This is a genomic window from Micromonospora chokoriensis (assembly GCF_900091505.1).
In the GTDB taxonomy this organism is placed as follows: Bacteria; Actinomycetota; Actinomycetes; order Mycobacteriales; family Micromonosporaceae; genus Micromonospora; species Micromonospora chokoriensis.
Genome location: NZ_LT607409.1, coordinates 4,249,261 through 4,269,485, shown reverse-complemented (window position 1 = coordinate 4,269,485; position 20,225 = coordinate 4,249,261). Strand labels below are relative to the sequence as shown.

Below are 20,225 nucleotides of genomic sequence, written 5' to 3'. Positions count from 1 at the left end.
GACCGACAGTCGCGGGTGTTCTCGACCATATGGGGCGGCGGTCCCGGTTCGGGCGAGGATGCCGAACATCGAGGGCCCGGGACCGCCGTTCCCTACGGGCTGAGGTGGGCGCGCAGGGTGTGCGCGTCCGGGGCTGTGGCGGTCCAGAGGGTCGCCGGTCCGCCGGCCAGCGGCAGTCGGGCGACGGTCCCGTCCACCGCCGCCGGCTCGACGGGTCGCGATTCGTCGACCACCAGCAACGAACCGGTGGCCGGCGCCCCACCGAGCACCGCGGGGCCGGCCCAGCCAGGCGCATGCGGCCCCACCGCGAGGGACTGACGCAGCAGCGGCCGATCCGCGTAGTCGACCTGCGTGTGCACGACCGCCCCGCCGGGCGACTCGCCGTACCGGCCGCAGACCAGCTCGTCGCGCCACCGCAGGCGCGACCCCGCGGCCAGATCGACCCGGGATTCGGCGAGGTGCGCGCAGCCGGCCGCCGCGACCAGTTGCTCGGGAAGCCAGTGCAGGGTGGCTCCGGCGTGCACCACCGCCCGTACCGTCATCCGGGACACCGCGCCCGGCCGGCCCGGCAGGGCGATCGCCGCGGCGACGGTGTGCACCCGCACCGCGGCGCCCGGGCCCACCTCGATCTCCAGCCGCAGATCGTCGCCGGCGAGCGGGCCGGCCGCCCCGCCGACGAGGTGCACCGTGGCGACACCACCGTCGGCGGGGGTCTGACGCAGCAGGAGCGGCGTCTCGCCGCGCAGCTCGACCAGTGTCGTGCCGCCCCGGCCGTCGGCCCGGGCGACCAGCCGGGCGAGCGCACGCATCAGAGCGACTGCGCCGGCGCGACGAGCGGGTGCGGGGCGGCGTGGTGGGCCACCTCGTGCCGGATCCAGTCGGCGACGCTGCTCGCCGTCGGGTCGCCCACGATGGACAGGAAGACGGTCGGCAGGTCGCCGCGCCGCGCCCGCGCGTCCCGGTCCATGACGGCGAGGTCGGCGCCCACCAGCGGCGCCAGATCGGTCTTGTTGATGACGAGGAGGTCGGCGGCGGTGACGCCCGGGCCGCCCTTGCGGGGCACCTTGTCGCCCCCGGCCACGTCCACCACGAAGATCTGCCGGTCGACGAGCCCCCGGCTGAAGGTAGCGGTGAGGTTGTCGCCGCCGCTCTCCACCAGGACCAGGTCCAACGGGCCGACCGCCTCGGCCAGTTCGTCGACGGCGTCCAGGTTCGCGCCGATGTCGTCACGGATCGCCGTGTGCGGGCAGCAACCGGTCTCCACCGCGCGGATGCGCGCCGGGTCCAGCACTCCGGCCCGTCGGAGGAAGTCGGCGTCCTCGGTGGTGTAGATGTCGTTGGTCACCACCCCGAGCCGCAACTCGTCGGCGAAGGCACGGCAGAGCGCGGCCACCAGGGCCGTCTTGCCGGACCCGACCGGGCCGCCGATGCCGACCCGCAGGGCACGGCCCGGACGCGACAGCGGCGGGTGCGGATCCACCCCCGGCTCGGGATGGGTGTGTGGAACGGTCTCGTCGTGCGGCGCGGCGGTCGACAGCAGTGTGGTCGACTCGGCGGTGGGCACAGCGGTGTCAGGACGCAAAGAGACGCACCTCCCAGGTGGCATGGATTTCGGCATGGATGTCGGCGAGTGGAGCGGCGGCGGCCGGCAGCCGCTCCGGTGGACCGTCGGCGGCCCGCGCCGCGTCGGCAGCGGTGCCGTCGCAGGCGTCGGCCAGGGCGACCAGCAGGGCCTGGACCCGGTACGGGTCGAGGCCGAGCAGACGTACGCCGGCGCTGGCCGCCCCGGTCACCGCCCCGTAGGCGGCGATCGTGGCGCTGTCGAGGCGGGACAGCCCGGCCGCGGCGCAGAGCAGCCCGAGCACCAACGGTTGGTGCACGCCGCACGGTGTCGCGGGCAGGTCTCCGAACGGTGCGTCCGGCCAGATGGTCCGGCCGGCGCGCAGCAACGCCCGACCCTGCCGGCGGGAGACCTCCCGCAGGGTCGGTGCGGCGGTACGCGCGTCCAGCTCCGCGTCGAGCTGGGCCAACACGCTCGACCGGCAGGCCTCGGCGCTTCCGGCCACGGCGGCGCGGTGCGCGGCGGCGGCGAACGCCGCACCGACCAGCCCCGCGGTGGCCAACCGACCGGCCAGGAACTGCTCCAGCGTCGCCAGGTCGGTGACGCGGCCGGCGGCGACGGCCGCTTCCAGACCTCCGGAGTGCGCGTGCGCCCCGGCCGGGAAGCGCCCGTCGGCCACCAGCAACAGCAGGCTCGGCGTCGCCATCAGAACAGGAAGTACCGCTGGGCCATCGGGAGCCGGGTCACCGGGTCCGGCTCCACCACCACACCGTCGATCCGTACGGTGAAGGTGTCCGGCTCGACCTCGATGCGCGGCATGGCGTTGTTCTCCGGCAGGTCGGCCTTGCCCCGCGAGCGCACGTCGTTGACCGGCACGACCCGGCGTCGGACGTCCAGGCGCAGCCCCGCGTCCAGTGCCGCCGGCGCCACGAACGCCAGGCTGGTGGCCGCCGCCGCGGCACCGTACGCCCCGAACATCGGCCGGGGCAGCATCGGCTGCGGCGTGGGGATCGAGGCGTTCGCGTCACCCATCTGGGCGTACGCGATCATGCCGCCCTTGAGCACCAGGTGTGGTCGTACGCCGAAGAACGCCGGATCCCACAGCACCAGATCGGCGAGTTTGCCCGGCTCGACCGAGCCGATCTCCCGGTCCAGCCCGTTCGCCATGGCCGCGCAGATGGTGTACTTCGCCACGTACCTCCGGGCCCGGTGGTTGTCGGCGGCGCCGTCGCCGGGCAGCGCGCCCACCCGGTCCTTCATCACGTGCGCGCTCTGCCAGGTCCGCAGGATCACCTCGCCGACCCGGCCCATCGCCTGCGCGTCCGAGCCGATGATGGAGATCGCGCCGAGGTCGTGCAGCAGGTCCTCGGCGGCCATGGTGGACGGCCGGATCCGGCTCTCGGCGAAGGCCAGGTCCTCCGGCACGGACGGGTTGAGGTGGTGGCAGACCATCAGCATGTCCAGGTGCTCGGCGAGCGTGTTCGCGGTGTACGGCCGGGTCGGGTTGGTCGACGAGGGCAACACGTTCGGCTCGCCGGCGACCGTGATGATGTCCGGCGCGTGCCCGCCGCCGGCCCCCTCGGTGTGGTACGAGTGGATGGCCCGGCCGCCGATAGCCCGCAGGGTGTCGGCGACGAAACCGGCCTCGTTGAGGGTGTCGGTGTGGATCGACACCTGCACCCCGGACGCGTCCGCCACCCGTAGGCAGGCGTCGATCGCCGCCGGCGTGGTGCCCCAGTCCTCGTGCAGCTTGAAACCGCCCGCGCCGGCCCGCAGCTGCTCCCACAGCGCCTCTTCCGAGACGGTGTTGCCCTTGCCGAGCAGCAGCACGTTGACCGGCATCGTGTCCAGCGCCTCGTGCATCCGGGCCAGGTGCCAGCCGTTCGGCGTGACGGTGGTCGCCCGCGTCCCCTCGGCCGGCCCGGTGCCGCCGCCGACGAGTGTGGTGATGCCACTGGCGAGGGCCTCGGTGACGATCTGCGGGCAGATGAAGTGCACGTGGGTGTCCACCGCGCCGGCGGTGAGGATCCGGCCGTTGCCGGCGATCACCTCGGTCGACGGGCCGATCACCAGGTCGGGGTGGACACCGGGCATGGTGTCCGGGTTGCCGGCCCGGCCGAGCGCCACGACCCGTCCGTCGCGCAGACCCACGTCGGCCTTGACCACGCCCCAGTGGTCGAGCACCACGGCGCCGGTGATGACGGTGTCCAGCGCCCCCTCGGCGCGGGTCGCGCGGGACTGGCCCATCGACTCGCGGATCACCTTCCCGCCGCCGAAGACCGCCTCGTCACCGCCGACGCAGTGGTCGGTCTCCACCTCGATCAGCAGGTTGGTGTCGGCCAGGCGGATCCGGTCGCCGGTCGTTGGCCCGTACAGGTCGATGTAGCGGTCGCGCCGCACGGCGCTCACCGCGACGATCCGTCGGCCGGTGACCGGTCCAACGGGCCGGCGCACTCGCCGCGCAGCCCCGGCACGACGCGCGCCCCGCCGAACGGGACGAGCTCGACACTGCGGCTGATGCCCGGCTCGAACCGGACCGAGGTGCCCGCCGGCACGGCGAGCCGCTGCCCCCAGGCGGCGTCCCGATCGAACGACAACGCGGGGTTGGCCTCGGCGAAGTGGTAGTGCGAGCCCACCTGCACCGGCCGGTCGGCGGTGTTGACCACGAGCAGTGTGGTCACCGGCCGGCCCGCGTTGATCTCGACCGGGTCGGCCGCCGGCAGGATCTCCCCCGGGATCACGGGATCGGGTGGTGCACCGTCACCAGCTTGGTGCCGTCCGGGAACGTCGCCTCCACCTGCACCTCCCTCAGCAGCTCGGGGATGCCGTCCTGGACGTCGTCGCGGCCGAGCACGGTCCGGCCGGCCGCCATCAGGTCGACCACGGACCGGCCGTCGCGGGCCCCTTCGAGCAGGAACGCGGTGATGATCGCGACGGCTTCGGGGTAGTTGAGGCGCAGGCCGCGTTCGCGGCGGGCGCGGGCGACATCGGCCGCCACGTGGACGAGCAGGCGGTCCTGCTCGTGCGGGCTGAGGAACACGGGGCTTCTCCCGGTGGGATCGGCGTGCCCGGCTCGCCGTCGGCCCGCAGGGGGCCGCGCCGGGCAGCATTGCCCGGGGTACGAGCTGGGGTCACACGACCGCCGAGTCTCCCGCCGACGGGGCGACCCGGGACTCCACCATCCCGGCCCGCACGACGGGCAACCGGCGGTGTCCGGTCGGATGCGGACCGCACCGCCCACCGCTGAGCCGACCGTAGAGGATCACCACCGGCCGGGGCAACAGTCCGGCCCGAATCGCCGCCGCGTCTGGGTACCGGTGCTCATTCCGCTTCCCCGCCGGGCCGGGCATGATCGTCCGATGACGGCGACGAGGGGTACGCGCGCACTGCTCGGTGTCCTGTTCCTGGCGGCGGCCACGGTCGGGGCCTGGCTGCTCTGGCTGGGCTGGGACAACGGGCACACGGTCGACGCGGAGACCGGTGCGACGAGCGGCCCGTACGAGGCGTGGCAGGTGATCGGCTGTGTGCTGACGCTCGTCCTGCTGGCCGCGCTCGCCGGTAGACGGCTCAGCCCGTGGCTGGTGGTGCCGGTGATGACCGTCGCCTTCACGGCGGCCTGGACGTGGCAGGCGGCGTCCACCGACGACAGCGGCCTGTGGGCCGTCGGGGCGGTGCTGGTGCTGGTCGGGACGGCGGCCGGCAGCACGGCGGTGAGCCTCGCCGCACGGCGAGTCGGCCGACGCCCGGCCGGCCGAGCCGCCTAGCCCGTGTTTCATAAGGCTCGGAGGTACTGGTTGATGGCGGCGATGGTCAGGGTGGCTTCGTAGCGGACGGCCAGTTTGTCGTAGCGGGTGGCCATGGCGCGGTGTTGTTTGAGTTGGTTGATGCCGCACTCCACGGCGTGGCGCTGGCGGTAGGTCTCAGGGTTGAAGGCGGGTGGCCGGCCGCCGCGGGAGCCTTTCGCGCGGCGGTGTGCGTCTTGGTCGCGCTTGCTCGGGATGCAGGCCTTGATTCCGCGTCGGCGCAGGTAGGCGCGGTTGGCCCTGGACGTGTAGGCCCGGTCTGCGAGGACCTGTTGCGGGCGGGTCCGGGGCCGACCGGGCCCGGACCGGGTAACGCGGATACGGTCGAGGACCGTGGTGAATTGCGGGCTGTCACCGCGATGCCCGGCCGTGACGACGGTGGCCAAGACCTTGCGGCCCTGTTCGCAGGCAAGGTGAGTCTTGGTGCTCCATCCGCCTCGCGAGCGGCCCAGCGCGTGATCGGCAGGCTCGGTGAGGATCCCGCCGGGTGGTTCTTTCTGCTGGTCGCCGTCACGGCGGGCGCCAGCGGCGTGTTGGTGGGCGCGGCTGATCGTGGAGTCGACGCTGACGCTCCAGTCGATGCGCCCGGCCGTGTCGGCGGCGGCTTGGAGCCCGGCCAGGATGCGGGCCCAGGTGCCGTCACGTTGCCAGCGGCGGAACCACCGGTACAGCGTTTGCCATGGGGCGTAGTTCTCGGGCACGTCACGCCATGGCGCACCGGTGCGTACCCGCCACCGTATGCCGTCGATGATCTGTCGTCTGGTCCACTTGCACGGTCTTCCCCGCGCCGATTCCGCAGGCAGCAACGGGTGCAGATGCTGCCACTGGATGTCGCTCAGGTCATGCCGCGCCGCCGCCGCTAGGCTGGCCACGAGGTCTCCGGTATTCAGGTTTGCTTGGTCGCTAACCCACTTACCGGAGACCTCTTCAGTTATCGATCACCGCCACGCCGTGACCTCACCCGGCCCACGCCCACTTACGAAACACGGGCTAGCTCAAGCCGCCGGCCGACGGGCTGGTCACAGTGCTGCGGGCGTGATCGACCATCGTGGACGGAGGTGAATCGTGATCTGATGACCGCATGATCTCTCCGACTCCCCTGATGCGCCTGGTGGCCGGTGTGTGGGGGTTCAAGACCCTCGCGGTCGCCGTCGAACTGGGCCTGTTCACGAGGTTGGCCGGCGGGCGGACGATGACCGTCGAGGAAGCCTCCGCCGAGTTCGGTCTGCCCGACCGGCCCGCGGACCTGCTGCTGGCCGCCAGCGCGTCGCTCGGCCTGTTGGAGAAGGCCGGCGACGGCTACCGCAACTCCGAGCTGGCCGAGCAGTTCCTGGTCGAGGGCCGCCCCTACTACTTCGGTGCGCAGGTGCGCTACTCGGACCTGCGCACCTACCTACCCTGGCACCGCATCGGCGAGGCGCTGCGCACGGATCGGCCGTTGACCTGGGACCCGGAGGCCCAGCAGTCGATGTTCGACACCGCCGACCCGGAGATGCTGGCGCAGTTCTGGGACGCGATGTTCTCCACGTCCAGCTTCACCGCCAGCGCGCTGGCCGACGCGTACGACTTCTCGGCGCACCGCCGGCTGCTCGACGTCGGCGGCGGGGCCGGCGCGTTCCCGATCGAGTTCTGCCGCCGACTGCCCGACCTGCGGGCCACCGTCCTGGACCTGCCGCACGTGTGCGTACGGGCCCGGGAGCGGATCGCGGAGGCCGGCCTGACCGGGCGGATCGACGCGGTGGCCGGTGACTTCCTCGCCGACCCGGCGCTGCCGGACGGGCACGACGTCATCCTGCTCAGCATGATCCTGCACGACTGGGACGAGCCGACGAACCGGGCGTTGTTGGCCCGCTGCCACGCGGCGCTGCCGTCGGGCGGGGCGATCGTCGTCTGCGAGCTGCTGCTCAACGACGAGCGCACCGGGCCACCGGAGGCGGCCCTGATGGGCATGAACATGCTGGTCGAGACCGAGGGCGGCCGGAACTACTCGGGCGCCGAGTACGCCACCTGGCTCACCGACGCCGGCTTCGTCGACGTACGGAGGGTGCCGTTCGACGCGCCCGGCGCCAACGGTGCGGTGGTGGCCCGCCGGGCCTGACCGAGGACGACACCCGGCCCCGGTGCGAACCGTGGGCCGGGTGTCGCGGCGCCGTCACGACGCCGATGTCCGATCGGCTACCGGTACGGGTCAGGCGCGAGCCTTGGCCGGCTGCTTCATGAAGTCCATGATGGCCTTGTTGACCTCGTCGGCGTTGGTCCACGGCAGACCGTGCGGCGCGCCCTTGAGCGTGATGAGCTGACCGGTCGGCATCATCGGCCCGAGCCGCTGGCCGGTCACCGGGAAGGGCAGCACGTTGTCCTTGTCGCCCTGCACGATCAGCACCGGAATGTTGATCTTCGGCAGGTCGGGGCGGAAGTCCTCCTGCCAGGCGTCCACGCTGTCGTGGGTGGCCTTGCCGGAGGCCATGGCGCCGATCTGCCAGTGCGCCCGGTACGCCTCCTCGCTGACCAGCTTGCCCTTGTTCTCGCTGTAGTTGAAGAACGCGTCGCAGAACTGGGTCAGGTAGGCGAACCGGTCCTTGATGATGGCGTCCTGGAAACCCTTGAACAGGCTCGTGTCGACACCCTCCGGGTTGTCCTTCGCCTTGGCCAGCATCGGTTGCAGCGGGCTCAGCACCACGGCCCGGCTCACTCGCTGCGAGCCGTAGTTGCCCAGGTACCGAATCACCTCACCGGTGCCCATCGAGTGACCGATCAGGGTCACCTCGTTGAGGTCCAGCTCGGTCATCAGCACGTCCAGGTCCGCCGCGAACGTGTTGTAGTCGTACCCGAACGTCGGCTGGGCGGAGTTACCGAAACCGCGCCGATCGTAGGTGATCGTCCGGTATCCGGCGTTGAGCAACTGGGTGGTCACCTTCTCCCAGGTCGCGCCGTTGAACGGGAAGCCGTGGATCAACACCACCGGCTTACCGGAACCGTGGTCCTCGTAGTACAGGTCGATGGGCGCGGAGTTTTCCGTCCCCACGGTGATGAAAGGCATGTTTGACTCCTGCTCCGGTCTCGGGCTGTCGGACGTCAGCGCTTTCCCGTCGGGTCGGCGGATATGCGGGCTACCGGAGGTCCCACGAAGCGCTCGACCACCCACCCCACCACCGACGACGGGCGTCGGCATCCGTCCGTCAGCGGGTGAGGTCGTCAGGATTTCCGCAGCGGCCGGAACGCGGCCCGCACCTCCGCGGAGAAGAGGTCCGGCTCCTCCCAGGCCGCGAAGTGCCCGCCGCGATCAGCCTCGTTGAAGTACGCGATGCCGGGGTAGACCGCCTCGGCCCAGCTACGCGGAGCAGCCCAGATCTCGCCGGGAAAGGTGGTGAAGCCGACCGGAACCGTGACCGGCGGCGGGGCCTGACCGGCTGCCTGGGCAGCGGCCTGAAACCGTCCTTGCTCCCAGTACCAACGGGCGGACGAAGCGCCGGTGCCCGTCAACCAGTACAACGTGATGTTGTCGAGGACGCTGTCCCGGGTGAGACCGCCGGCAGGGTCGTCGTCGAGGAACGCGCGGGAGATCTTGTAGTAGCTGTCCGTGTCGTGGTCGAGCATCCAGGCCGCCAACCCGACGGGTGAGTCCAGCAGGGAATAGCCGATCGTCTGCGGCCGGGTGGACTGCTCCAGGAAGTAGCCGAACCCGTCCATCGAGAACAACTTGAGCGCGTCGAGCGCGGCGCGCTCCTGCTCGGAGTCTGCCGGCAGCCGGTCCTTGATGCCGATCGCCCCGGCGAGCAGGTTGACGTGGATGCCGAGCAGCCCCTCGGGTGCTTGACGCCCCATGGCGTCCGTGACGGCGGCGCCGACGTCGCCGCCCTGCGCGACGTAGCTCGGGTAACCGAGGCGGTCCATGAGTTTCGCCCACGCCTGTGCCATCCGCGCGGAGCTCCACCCAGGCTCGGTCGGCTCACCGGAGAACCCGTAGCCCGGCAACGACGGCAGCACCAGGTGGAACGCGTCCTCGGGGGCGCCGCCGTGCGCTGTCGGGTCGGTCAGTGGGCCGACGACCCCGAGCAGCTCGACGACGGAACCCGGCCAGCCGTGCGTCATGATCAGCGGCAGGGCGTCCTCGTGCGGCGACCGTACGTGGATGAAGTGAATCTCGACGCCGTCGATGGTCGTCGTGTACTGCGGCAGCGAGTTCAGCTTCGTCTCGCACGCGCGCCAGTCGTAGTCGGCCAGCCAGTAGCGGGCCAGCTCCTGGATCGTCGCCAGCTGCACCCCCTGGGAGCGATCGGTGACCAACTCGCGGGTGGGCCAGCGGGTGGCGGCGATCCGGCGACGCAGGTCGGCGATCGTGTCCTCCGGTGTGTCGAGCCGGAAGGGACGAACCTCGTTGTTGTTGGACATCTTCCCCACCTCGTCACGTCGAGTCGGACAGCGCCGACGCGTCGACGGTGCCGGCACTCGCCCAGTCTCACAGCGGACCGGCGCCGTCCGGGCCGAAACGCGAATCGCCGACGCGCCACGGCGTCGGACCCATGAAATGATCAACCGATGGACCAGGTGGACGACGTCGACGACAACTGGCTGAACGGTGAGGACATCACCTGTCCGGAGTGCCACGAACGGCTCTACCGCCTCGACCACTCGCCGCTTCTGGACTGCTACTTCCTCTACTGCGACAGCTGCCCGATGCGGGTGGACATCAGCTACTACGACAGCACGTGTACGACCATCGCGGACGCGCTGCCGTCCCGGGACGACGCCTACTCGACGCTGATGGCGGCACTTGAGGCACGGCTGCGGCCCTGCGACTGCGGCGGGCGGTTCCGGGACTCGGCGCCCCGGCGCTGCCACCTGTGCTCCGCCGTCCTGACGGCCATCAGCGCACCCTCCGGCGTCGACGTATGGCCAGGCTGGTGGACAGCCGAGACGGACACCGGCTCCCTGGAAGAGACCTTCACCGCCAGGTACTTCCGCTCGGAAAACCTCTGGGAGCACTGACATCCGGCTACGATCTGCGCCGGCGCTCGTCCGTCAGCGGGTGAGGCCGACCACCGTGGCCAGTCGCGCCACGCCGGCCGGCGCCGGCTGCACGCGGGCGACATCGGCGATCACGGTACGCGCCAACGGCCGGCACCGAACCTCACCCGGCGCGACACTGTCCGCGTCCACAAGCGCGCGAGCAGCCCCGGGCAGGTCACCCACCTGGAGGTACGCCCGCGCGACGTCGACCAGGTACGCACCCCGATACTGGGCCGGCAACCGCCGCCACCCCTCCCGTCGCACGATCGTCGAGTGCCGTCGCAGCGCCTCGACGGCGTCACCCCGCTGCCCGGCCACCAGAACACGGGCCAACTCGACGGCGGTTGCGCCGAAGCTGGTGCGGTGCGGATCGTCGTACCCCCTCAGGCTGGCGGCGACGCCTGCCGCCCTGTCGATCAGCGCGTCCGCCCGACGGTGCTCACCGCAGCCAGCGGCGGCGAGAGCGGCCTGCACCAGCAACGTCCCACCCACCGCCCACTCCCCCAACGGTCGCTGTCGCCAGGACGCGTCCTCACCCTCGCCTCGTTGATCATGAGGTTGACGGGCGATTTGATCTCCACGAAGCCCGCCAACCTCATGATCAGCCGAGTGGGAGAGGGCCGGGAGGATGCGGTTCGCCGCCCTTAGGGTCGCGGTTAGGGCTGGGCGGTTGCGGTTTGACGCGCGGAGCGCCTGGGCTACTGAGATGGTCGCCGATGCGGCCAGGATCGGGTCGTCGCTGGCGGCGGACATCGCCCGATCGGCGGCCAACCAGGCTAGGTCGGCCTCGCCGAGCTTCACCAGCAACGACGAGGTGATTCGGTACGCCTGCACCAACATCTCCGCCGACCGCACGCCCTGGGCGGCGTCGAGCAGGCCCGGAAGGACTCGCGCCAACTGCCCGTAGTGCGCGTGCTGATAGCTCAGCCAGGCGTACCCGGCCTGCCTTCTCAGCTCGTCCGTCGTCTGCTTCGGAGCAGGCGGGATGTCGTAGCGGGCGAGCGCGGCCCGGATGCCGTCCACCCCATCCGGCGCGCCCGCCGGGGTGCTGGACTGCTGGCCAAGCAGCACCTCCGGGTCGACCCGCAGCACGTGAGCCAGCTCCTGAATCACCGAGTACCGGTCCAGGGCGCGCACACCCCGCTCCACCTTGTCCACCCAACTCTTCGACCTCCGCAGCCGGTCCGCGAGCATCTGCTGCGTCATCGACCGCCGCACCCGCCAACTCGCCACCCGCCGGCCGATCGGGATGTCATCGCTGCTCACGCCGCCACCGCCGGTCCGGGACCGCACGGGTCGTCTCCTCTACCGGTACGCGCTCCGACTCGGCCTGGGCGAGGAGGCGCTGTTTGGCAGCCTCCCGCTCGGCCGCCTCGGACTGCTCAAGCTTGTTCGTCGACCCGTCGTTTTGCATGCCCACCTCCGTCAGCCGGTGCCGACGCTTGGACTCGCCGAGCTTCGGCGAGGGCTCTCGCGTCCTGTCTGGATGACCTCTCCTGCGGAACCAGGCTCCGCCGATTGGTAGTGACAACTTCACCGCGAGTCACGGACGACTGGGGACATCCTTGCTAGGCTGATTCGTCCCCATGCCGTCCCCCAAGCCACTGAGCAGGAGACGCGATGCCGAACGACCGTCTTCGCAACGGCATGCTCAAGAACGGTCTGACGGCATCGGCGCTGGCCGAAAAGCTCGGTGTCGACCCGAAGACTGTCGAGCGGTGGGTGACGCAGACCCGCAACCCGTACCCGCGCTATCGCCACACCATTGCCGACTTGCTGAACGAGAGTGAGTCGTACCTCTGGCCGGACGCGCTTCCGACGCAGCGAGCCGTGCAGATCAGCCAGTCGGAACTCGTCCACATCTACCCTCGCCGCGGAGCGGTTCCCACCGACCTCTGGCAGCGACTCCTGGAGCAGGCCACCCGACAGGTCGGCGTCCTGGTCTACGGAGGACTGTTCCTGCCCGAGTTCAACCACCGCTGGATCGCGACGCTCCGCGAGAAGGCGTTGGCCGGGGCGCAGGTGGAGTTGCTATTCGGCGACCCGGACGGCGAGCACATCGCCGAGCGGGGGGACGCCGAGGGCATCGGCCCAGCGATGTCCAACAAGATTCTGAACGCGTTGGCGTTCTACAAGGACCTACGGGACTTGGACAACGTCGGGATCTACTACCACGACACGATCCTCTACAACTCCATCTACCGCTTCGATGACGAGATGCTGGTCAACACCCACCTCTACGGCACGCCGGCCGCGTACGCGCCAGTGCTGCACCTGCGCCGCCTCGGTGGCGGCGACCTGTTCGACAGCTACGTCGCCAGCTTCAACCGAGTCCTCGGCAAGAAGCGAGCCGTCTGGCCTGAACACTGAGCCGCCCGCCGCTGAGAGGCTAGAGTCATGGCCCGGATCGACCACTTCAACAACCCGAATGCCCCAAAGCCGAACAGCATCGTCGTAGCTGTGACCGCCTTCGTCCAGGACGAGCAGGGGCGGGTGTTGCTCATCCAGCGGACCGACAACGGCCTCTGGGCGCTGCCCGGCGGCGCCCAGGACTTCGGCGAGTACATCTCCGAGACGGCGATGCGGGAGACGCGCGAGGAGACCGGCGTCGAGGTCGAGGTGACTGGCGTGGTCGGCATCTACACCAACCCGAGCCACGTGATGGAGTACAGCAACGGTGAGGTACGGCAGCAGTTCTCGATCTGCTTCCGGGGTCGGTACATCGCAGGAAAGCCGCGAATCAGCGACGAGTCGTCGGCTGTGCGATGGACGCGACGGGATGAGTTGGATGGCCTCCCAATCCATCCTTCGATGCGGCTACGCATTGATCATGGTTTTGAGCCGTTCAGTGCTCCCTACATCGGGTGAGCCCTCAACCGGGATTGGGTCCGATTAACGGCCGCCAGCAGCGACGCCTCCGCCCTCAGCCAAAACCGTGTCACCAAATCCTCCGGGCCATAGCGTTCACGGATCTCGATTAGGCGTTCCTCGACGGTTAGGTCCTGGCCGTCTGGGCCGGACGTCATGTCCGCGAACCAGAGCGCATCCGATGTCGGAGATTCCTCAAACGGGAACTCAGCCGATAGAATGTCGCCCAAGCCGCGTTCGCTGGCCTCATATGAAGCGCAGGAATGATGGGCCACCAGCGCAGCTAAACGAATGCTGAAGCCAGAACGCAGCAACCATCGCGCACCGTCCAGGGAGTGAAATCCGGTTTCAACGACATCGGGTGCGTAGCCGACGTCGTGGAGCCAAGCCGCAGCCACCAGAAGTTCAGCGTCTTCTCCAACGAAAGCACGGATCAAGGTCGCTTTGGCAGCGACACCCTGAACATGTCGCCACCGCCGAGGGAGACTTGCGGCAAGTTGCTCCTCTGCGGCTCTCGCTGCTCGTTCTCTCAACGTGAACACTCGATAAGCATACGAGGGCAGGCGAAGTATGGAAAGGAGTGGTTGGGGTAGCACTTGCTTTGGGTAGCAGGGGCCACCCCGACCTCGGTTCTAGGCCCAGTAGCTTCTGCTACTCAACTGCTCAAAGAGTATTTCAGTGGCTCGAATCGCCTGATTATAGTCGCCCTTGAATGCACCCGCCTTAACCAGAGGCCAGTCCTGCCTTGCGGCCTCAATATCCTTTCGGACCCGATCGTGGACCTTCGACCGCCGGTGGGCAACGTACCACGAGTATTCACCTAGGGCCGAGTATCCACTTTTGTCTATCTCAAGTAGGCTGCGAAGGTACTCAAAACGTTCGAAGGCTCTTGCAAATTCAGCATCATCAAGCAGTTCATCGAACGCGTGACAAGTTGAAGTGCGGAGGTGCTTCGACAGTGAATGGTAGTAGCGGGTGCCCTCCCACTTTGGAAGAAGTTTCATTTCCTCGTCTCGAATTACGAGGTTAGGGTATATAACCTGCCACAACTCCTGCTCTTCTCGTCCCACAATTTCGAAGGGGCCCATCCCCATCATCTTTTCGATCAGGTGCTCTCGCGTAGAGGCTACCGCTGCGACCCCAGCGGCATAGAAAAGGCGCAGCGAGGGGTACCTGGCAGCATTAGCCCAGAAGCCGTTCCAGCTGGAGGGATGGTCGTTCCAGATGGCTGTGGTGACACGGCTAATAGAGCGGCTCCAGATGTTGTCATGCTTGGCAGCGCCGAAGTAGATCCCGGTTGCCAAAGTGGCGGCCAGTTCCGTGGTGTCATGATCAAAAGAAGCAAGGCGCTCTTGCAGTAGTTCCAGCACTCTGTCTTCGGCAACCTGCTCCATTGACCAAGGGTAGTTGTCGCGACTTAGCATTGAGATCGTCGCATCAGTCAGGCCTTTGACTGCCTCTTCCATGCGGATCTTATAGGAGTCGTCAGAAATGCCGAGCTTAACAATCGCAAGGGCGGAGTCCTGCGAAATCGTAGGGCCAGTCGAGGCTGCGGCCTGGGCCAAATCAACACTAGTCCCAGGACTCTCGCTGTACGGAGTGCCAAGCGCCTGCCTCACGAAGGCGGGCGGCGGCCCCAGCGGAGGCCTTGCTGGCACCTCGAAAATGGCCCGGAGCACCCTCTCTAGCCCCGCTTCCCATTCGCCTTCGGGGTCGATGTCCTCCCATACGATTCCCTGAAGTGCCGGAGGCATGTCGGCCTGGTCGAGGCGAACGACGATGAGCCGCGACGTACCACCAATTCGGCGAATCGTCGCGGCACTAAGTTCCTCGCGGACCCACTTGCTTGCCGAACTATTCTTCGAGATAACGGCAATAATGGCACGCGCCCTGCCGATACCCTCTTCGAAGATCCGATTCACCAAGCTGTCGCCAGGCAGCATCTCCCATCGGTCGAGCCATGCGTTCACGCCGCTCGCCCGCAGCTTTTCGGCGAGCGGAACCACAAATCGTGCCTTGTCTTCACTTGAGTGGCTGATGAAAACAAGCGGCGGCACGTCGGCGTGTACCACCGCGGGCGGCGCAGTAGAATCCTGCGGTCCGATCTGCTCAGCCAGCTGCGATGCTACTTGCTGTTCCACCGTTGAAAGCTGGATGAGGATGCGCTGCCTTTCAGCGTTCATAACACGGTACATTTGGTCCGCAGGTACAGTATCCTCCAGCAGAGCTCGGTAGCGCATAGACATCGGAAGCTCGGGAGCACTCTCCACGTGCGTCAGCAAGAACTGTTCGACGTCGTCGTGCCAACGCAGGAATGCTTGCCGTAGCCGGATGCCCGCCTCCGGCTGAGGACCTGCCCCAAGGCCACTCAGGTTTTCCGCCTGCATGCGCAGAGACCGCAAAGTCTCGTCGAAGGAGTTTCGGAGTTCCTCGCGGTAACGCCGAATTTCCATTCTAAATCACCTTGCGCTTGGTGCCGTTGGAATCCCGGGCACCCATGCCGTCTGTGATCTTGAGGTTCAGCCAGAGGTCTAGGGTCTTCGGTGTTCTGGTCATCGCCTGAGCATTTCATAACCGGCATGTGCTCTCCGGCATTACGGACAAGTTTCGCGGTACATCCGGCGGCCGATTTGCGGATTTCGCGTAGTTCGCGAAGAAGTAGGCGCGGAAGTGCCTCGTGGATCGTCCATGTCGGCCGCACGACCGCTCCTAGGCGCCCGACTCTCGACCGTCGACTCCCTGCCCGGTCCGAGATCCTCGCTGTACTACTGTTGGAACGAGGTACCAGGTCGAACAGGGCTTCAACCGACGCAAACACTGGCGCGGCCTCGCCACCCGTTACGACAAGCTCGGCTCCCACTTTCAGGCCATCCTCGACCTGGTCGAAACCCTTGACTGGCTACGCCCCGTCACCGACCACCAAGATCTACGAGACAGGAATTAGAGGGCAGTTTGCGAGGCGGCGGTCCACTGCAAGAAAGTTGGTGTCGGACCCGTGAACAGGGACTTGTCCAGAGGCAGCGTGTCGAACCCATCAGACCTAACCAGGATGATCGTCATGGGTGGGACTACATCCGCCAAGTCGCGTCGATCCAATGCTCGTTCGATTTCCTGAAAGGCGACATTACGAAGCCTTGAATTCTGCAGGTCAGGCGAAATGAAGAAGATAACCGGGCGGAAGGGCCCGCTGAACTCCTTCTGAGTCGCGTAGCTTGCGCCCTGCGCCCAATCGATTGCCTGGGAGACTCGCCTACGTACGGCAGTGGAGCTCAGGCCGCTGAGGGGGGCGACATCTACGGCCAAGTTTGGCATTTCATCGGTATCGGAGGTGACGATAAAGTCTGCCCTATCTCGACCGATCCGGACGCCGCGGACGTAGTCGAGCTTGCCCTCGTAAAGACGCTCCAAGTACAGCAAAGCTTCTTCCTGCGCTTGAATGTAAGCGACCATGCCGCGGATTTCTCTAGTCCCCGCGTTCTTTTTGACGATCTGCAGCGCCTCGATGTTTGCGCGAGTGCCGCCCGACATCGTATGGGCTTCCGTATTGGTTGGCTGCCGCTGGTTGGGCACCTCCTCAGCCTCGCTGCCCTGCTGCCTGTCCTCTGGTGGAGCAATTTCTGCTGCTTCTGGAGACTGGTCGATCGCATCGACCGTCTCTTCGTCGGCCTCCTTGTTCTGGCGGATCAAACCTCGAATTTCGTGTCTAGTTTTTTCGTGGTCTAGCTCCACTGACTTCAGGTCTGCGGATTCTCGCTCGTTCAGGCGGTCCTGTCGCCTCTTCCATACGGTGCCGCCAACGAGGATCAGGAGGAGGCCCACCACTGCGAGGACTGTCGAGGCGTAGGGCCAATGGTTGATCACCCATAAAGCTTGCCCCTGTTGCTCAAGGACAGCAGACCTGGAATCCGGGCTCAAATCGGCAAGCTGTTTTTGTGTCACCATGACGGCTTTTTGAGACCGCAGCAACAGCACGGGGAGCGCAACGGCGGAGGCTAGAGACAAGCCGCCAGCGCTCACGAGGAACTTGTGAAACTCGCTGAACTGAAGGCTGGGAAGCACGAGCCACGGTACCGTGTCCTGGCTGATCTCTTGGGCAGCCCCGTAGCGTCGGCGGGTTGGCGCTGGAGGCAAGGCCTCTTGCTGGCTAGCTGTAGCTCGGATCGGATCAGGGCAGCCGGGGCATGCGCAGTTCGTTGGGGTATGACCGCAGGCCGCGAGGTACAGCAGCAAAGTACAGCAACCGACCACACCACACGATGACCACCGTTGGACCGTCGATCAGCGGCGCGAATCGAACCCGACTGGGCCGCCGATCTCAGGGGGCCAAGGGGCCAGCAGTTCGAATCCCTACCTCTCGATGCAGGCAGGGAACTATCCGGGATTCCCGAAGGGGCTTTCATGGCGATGTTCGTCGCGGCAGGAGTACACTCCCAGCCAATTTGAGTTCTGGCCCTCGGAGTGTGCTGCCCTTCGGATGGGCGGCCGCCGCTCCCCCGGCGGCCGCCCGCGCCCCGGTCAGCTGGCGTAGACCTCCAGTGTCGACAGTTGCCCGGCCGGCCAGCCGGTGTTGCCGGTGACGGTGATCCGGAGGTAGCGCGCCTGCGCCGCGCTGAACGTCAGCGTCACCTGGTTACCGCTGGCCGGGTCGAACGTCCGCCCCGCCGAGCCGACCAGCGTGCCGAAGCTCCCCCCGTCCGTGCTGCCCTGCACGGACAGAGTCTGCGTCCGAGCGCCCCACGCCGACGACGGCGGCAGCTTCAGCACCACCCGTCCGACCGTGCGCGTCGCACCCAGGTCGACCTGGACCCACTGCGGGAACGCGTTGTTGGCGCTCTCCCAGTAGCTGTTCGGGTCACCGTCGACGACGTTGCCCGACCCGTAGCTCTGCACGTGGCTGCTCTCCGACGTGGGTCGGCCCCGGGCGAGGTCCGAGTTGGCAGGGGCGTCAGTGGTGACGGTGACCGCGTTGGAGGCGCTGGAGGTGTTGCCGGCGGCGTCGCGGGCGGTGACCGTGAACGTGTACGCGGTAGAGGCGCTGAGCCCGCTCACCGTCGCCGTGGTGCCGGTGACGGTGGCGACGACGGTGCCGCCCTGGCGTACCTGGTAACCGGTCACTCCGGTGTCGTCGGTGGATCCCGTCCAGGCCAGGGACACGCTGCTCGACGTGCGACCGGTCACCGTGAGGCCGCTCGGGGCGGTCGGCGGGTTGTCCGGGACGGTGCTGCCGGCGTACACCTCGACCGCGGCGAGCTGGCCCGCCGGCCAGCCGGTGTTGCCGGCGATGCTGAGCCGGATGTGGCGGGCTGTGGTGGTCGTCAGCGTGCGGCTGACGGTGTTGCCGGTGGCCGGGTCGAAGGTGAACGCGGAGGCCGCGGCGATGGTCGAGAAGGAGCTGCCGTCGGCGCTGCCCTGCACGGTGATGGTCTGGGTACGCGCGCCCCAGCCGGCGGGGAGCCGCACCACGAGCCGGCCGACCTGCTGGCTGGCGCCGAGGTCGACCTGCCACCAGTGCGGGAACGCGCCACCGCCGCTCTCCCAGTAGCTGCCGGCGTCGGAGTCCACCGCGTTGGACGCGACGAAGGGGCCGTTCTGGCTGCTGGCCGAGGTGGGCCGGCCGGCCGCGAGGTCGCCGCCGGTCGGAGGTGGGGTGCCGACCATCGGCGGGGTGGGGCGGACGGCCGTGAGCGCGAGCTGGCCCTTGAGCATCCGGCTGCCGTCGGCGGTGATCCGCAGGTAGTAGTCGGCGGAGCAGGCGACGCCGTCCTCGTCCAGGGCGCGGATGTTCGCGCCGGCCGGGGTGGTGGCCTGGGTCTCGGACGTCTTGGCGATCTGGTTGCCCTCGTTGTACTCGTCGAACATGGACACGTACAGGCCCTGGGAGCCGAGCCGGACCATGTTGTAGATGTGCCGCCAGTAGAAGTCGCCGTGCCGACGGTGGCCCCCGGCGAGGTCGCCGGGCATGACGCAGGGCAGGTAGTCGATGCCGTGGGCCACGCAGTCGGCCATGTCGCCGATGTTGACGTTGTGGTAGTACGAGTCGAGCCCCTCCAGCGTGTTGGTCCGGTAGACCATCCACGGGGAGATCGCGTGGAACGCGTGGTAGACGTCGAGGAAGCCGGGGCGGGAGTCCTCGATGCCCTGCCGCCACCAGGTGGGGACACCACCGATGACGTAGCAGCCCTGCGCCTTGAACCAGTTGACGACCTCCAGGCAGGGGCCCGGGGTGAAGGGGCGGCTGGGCTCGCTGAAGCCGAAGCCCCAGATGCAGACGACCGGCTTGCCGTTCTGCCGGGCGTACGCGCTGGACGCGGTGTGCGCGGACATCTTCGTCGTCCAGTCGGTCTTGATGTCCGACTGGAACGTCAACCAGTCGGTGACGTCGTACATGATGTAGAACTTGCGGTTGTAGCGCTCGGCGGCGGAGCGCACCTTCTGCGTCATCGCGTCGCGGGTCGGGCCCTCGTCGCCCGTCGGGTTGAACCGTTGCAGCGCCGCGGTGTCGCAGCCATACTCCTGCATCCACCGGAAGTGGGTGTCGACCGTCTGCTGGTCGTAGGAGGAGAACAGGGTCGCCGGTTGGCCGTTGCCCAGGTTGGGGTACGCGGTGGGATAGGGGCGGGTGTACTCCCGCATGTCCGGCCAGGACACGATGGTGGTGTTGGCGGGCGACGGCGGCTGGAACCTGTCGCGGCTCCAGTGCCACCAGCCGCCGATCGGCGCGGAGTCGCCGGGGGCGCTGAACCAGCCCTGGTAGCCGACCGTCACCTTGCCGACCACGTCCCCGGGAGGGCTGGCGGCGTGTGCGGGGCTGGACGTGGTGACGAGCAGTTCGGTGCTGGAGGCGGCGGTGAGGGCGGACCCCGCCAGCACGGACGTGACGAACCTGCGGCGGGAGACCGCCATGACGACCACTCCTTCTTCGACGGAAGGCATTGGCGGCCATCGTGGCAGCAATGGATGCCGACCCGCAAGAGTCAGACTGA

At 68.1% G+C, this 20,225-nt stretch carries 20 protein-coding genes; 5 read left to right on the top strand and 15 right to left on the bottom strand.

The features are described 5' to 3' along the window. Nucleotides 1–92: 92 nt before the first annotated feature. From GA0070612_RS19655 to GA0070612_RS19630, 6 genes are read right to left on the bottom strand one after another with little or no spacing between them, the layout of a single operon-like run. On the bottom strand, nt 93–809 hold the full coding sequence (locus GA0070612_RS19655; protein ID WP_088989241.1) for an urease accessory protein UreD: 717 nt from the start codon (nt 807–809) through the stop codon (nt 93–95). After that, nucleotides 809–1,537 carry an urease accessory protein UreG gene (gene ureG, locus GA0070612_RS19650; protein ID WP_197699455.1) on the bottom strand — a complete coding sequence of 243 codons (729 nt, stop codon included), beginning with the start codon at nt 1,535–1,537 and terminating at the stop codon, nt 809–811. The genes GA0070612_RS19655 and ureG overlap by 1 nt, the downstream gene beginning before the upstream one ends. Nucleotides 1,538–1,571: 34 nt before the next feature. Next, nucleotides 1,572–2,267, bottom strand: a complete 696-nt coding sequence (locus GA0070612_RS19645; protein WP_088989240.1) for an urease accessory protein UreF — start codon at nt 2,265–2,267, stop codon at nt 1,572–1,574. Next, nucleotides 2,267–3,970: an urease subunit alpha gene (locus GA0070612_RS19640; RefSeq protein WP_088989239.1), complete on the bottom strand. Its 1,704-nt coding sequence runs from the start codon at nt 3,968–3,970 to the stop codon at nt 2,267–2,269. The genes GA0070612_RS19645 and GA0070612_RS19640 overlap by 1 nt, the downstream gene beginning before the upstream one ends. Then, the gene (locus tag GA0070612_RS19635) at nt 3,967–4,302 is read right to left on the bottom strand and encodes an urease subunit beta (RefSeq protein WP_088989238.1); all 336 of its coding nucleotides are present in this window, start codon (nt 4,300–4,302) and stop codon (nt 3,967–3,969) included. The genes GA0070612_RS19640 and GA0070612_RS19635 overlap by 4 nt, the downstream gene beginning before the upstream one ends. Next, a complete protein-coding gene (locus GA0070612_RS19630) occupies nt 4,299–4,601 on the bottom strand; it encodes an urease subunit gamma (RefSeq protein ID WP_088989237.1) in 303 nt (100 codons plus the stop codon). The genes GA0070612_RS19635 and GA0070612_RS19630 overlap by 4 nt, the downstream gene beginning before the upstream one ends. Before the next feature lie 319 nt (nt 4,602–4,920). Between GA0070612_RS19630 and GA0070612_RS19620 the strand changes: the two genes are divergently transcribed. Continuing rightward, a complete protein-coding gene (locus GA0070612_RS19620; protein ID WP_088989235.1) occupies nt 4,921–5,325 on the top strand; it encodes a hypothetical protein in 405 nt (134 codons plus the stop codon). A gap of 8 nt (nt 5,326–5,333) precedes the next feature. Here the strand turns inward: GA0070612_RS19620 and GA0070612_RS19615 are convergent, their stop codons facing one another. Further along, complete coding sequence (locus GA0070612_RS19615; protein WP_088988737.1) at nt 5,334–6,236, bottom strand: IS5 family transposase; 903 nt, start codon at nt 6,234–6,236, stop codon at nt 5,334–5,336. A 209-nt stretch (nt 6,237–6,445) separates the two neighbouring features. Here GA0070612_RS19615 and GA0070612_RS19610 point away from each other — a divergent pair, with 209 nt between their 5' ends. After that, nucleotides 6,446–7,462: a methyltransferase gene (locus tag GA0070612_RS19610; RefSeq protein ID WP_088989234.1), complete on the top strand. Its 1,017-nt coding sequence runs from the start codon at nt 6,446–6,448 to the stop codon at nt 7,460–7,462. Nucleotides 7,463–7,552: 90 nt separating this feature from the next. On the opposite strand, the gene GA0070612_RS19605 is transcribed toward GA0070612_RS19610, so the two are convergent. Together GA0070612_RS19605 and GA0070612_RS19600 are read right to left on the bottom strand one after the other, a co-directional pair. Continuing rightward, nucleotides 7,553–8,404, bottom strand: a complete 852-nt coding sequence (locus GA0070612_RS19605) for an alpha/beta fold hydrolase (protein ID WP_088989233.1) — start codon at nt 8,402–8,404, stop codon at nt 7,553–7,555. 155 nt (nt 8,405–8,559) lie between these two features. Then, on the bottom strand, nt 8,560–9,756 hold the full coding sequence (locus GA0070612_RS19600; protein ID WP_088991621.1) for an epoxide hydrolase family protein: 1,197 nt from the start codon (nt 9,754–9,756) through the stop codon (nt 8,560–8,562). 147 nt (nt 9,757–9,903) lie between these two features. Between GA0070612_RS19600 and GA0070612_RS19595 the strand changes: the two genes are divergently transcribed. Further along, nucleotides 9,904–10,353: a hypothetical protein gene (locus GA0070612_RS19595; protein ID WP_088989232.1), complete on the top strand. Its 450-nt coding sequence runs from the start codon at nt 9,904–9,906 to the stop codon at nt 10,351–10,353. 33 nt (nt 10,354–10,386) lie between these two features. Here GA0070612_RS19595 and GA0070612_RS19590 read toward each other — a convergent pair whose 3' ends face one another. Together GA0070612_RS19590 and GA0070612_RS31905 are read right to left on the bottom strand one after the other, a co-directional pair. Continuing rightward, the gene (locus GA0070612_RS19590; RefSeq protein ID WP_088989231.1) at nt 10,387–11,640 is read right to left on the bottom strand and encodes a helix-turn-helix domain-containing protein; all 1,254 of its coding nucleotides are present in this window, start codon (nt 11,638–11,640) and stop codon (nt 10,387–10,389) included. Next, nucleotides 11,627–11,788, bottom strand: a complete 162-nt coding sequence (locus GA0070612_RS31905; protein ID WP_167393650.1) for a hypothetical protein — start codon at nt 11,786–11,788, stop codon at nt 11,627–11,629. The genes GA0070612_RS19590 and GA0070612_RS31905 overlap by 14 nt, the downstream gene beginning before the upstream one ends. Nucleotides 11,789–11,994: 206 nt before the next feature. On the opposite strand from GA0070612_RS31905, the gene GA0070612_RS19585 reads away from it, so the two are divergent. Further along, nucleotides 11,995–12,744 (top strand): helix-turn-helix domain-containing protein, encoded by a 750-nt coding sequence (locus GA0070612_RS19585; RefSeq protein ID WP_167393649.1) that lies wholly within the window; start codon nt 11,995–11,997, stop codon nt 12,742–12,744. A 27-nt stretch (nt 12,745–12,771) separates the two neighbouring features. After that, a complete protein-coding gene (locus GA0070612_RS19580) occupies nt 12,772–13,242 on the top strand; it encodes an NUDIX domain-containing protein (protein ID WP_088989230.1) in 471 nt (156 codons plus the stop codon). On the opposite strand, the gene GA0070612_RS19575 is transcribed toward GA0070612_RS19580, so the two are convergent. The 4 genes from GA0070612_RS19575 to GA0070612_RS19560 all read right to left on the bottom strand — a co-directional run bounded on the left by GA0070612_RS19575 (nt 13,230) and on the right by GA0070612_RS19560 (nt 20,145). Beyond that, nucleotides 13,230–13,784, bottom strand: coding sequence for an HD domain-containing protein (locus tag GA0070612_RS19575; protein ID WP_088989229.1), 555 nt, complete (start codon nt 13,782–13,784; stop codon nt 13,230–13,232). The genes GA0070612_RS19580 and GA0070612_RS19575 overlap by 13 nt on opposite strands. 90 nt (nt 13,785–13,874) lie before the next feature. Then, a complete protein-coding gene (locus tag GA0070612_RS19570; protein WP_088989228.1) occupies nt 13,875–15,695 on the bottom strand; it encodes a toll/interleukin-1 receptor domain-containing protein in 1,821 nt (606 codons plus the stop codon). 487 nt (nt 15,696–16,182) lie between these two features. Beyond that, nucleotides 16,183–17,301 carry a hypothetical protein gene (locus tag GA0070612_RS19565; RefSeq protein ID WP_088989227.1) on the bottom strand — a complete coding sequence of 373 codons (1,119 nt, stop codon included), beginning with the start codon at nt 17,299–17,301 and terminating at the stop codon, nt 16,183–16,185. Nucleotides 17,302–17,757: 456 nt separating this feature from the next. Next, nucleotides 17,758–20,145, bottom strand: a complete 2,388-nt coding sequence (locus GA0070612_RS19560) for a galactose-binding domain-containing protein (protein ID WP_088991619.1) — start codon at nt 20,143–20,145, stop codon at nt 17,758–17,760. Between the last annotated feature and the right edge of the window lie 80 nt (nt 20,146–20,225).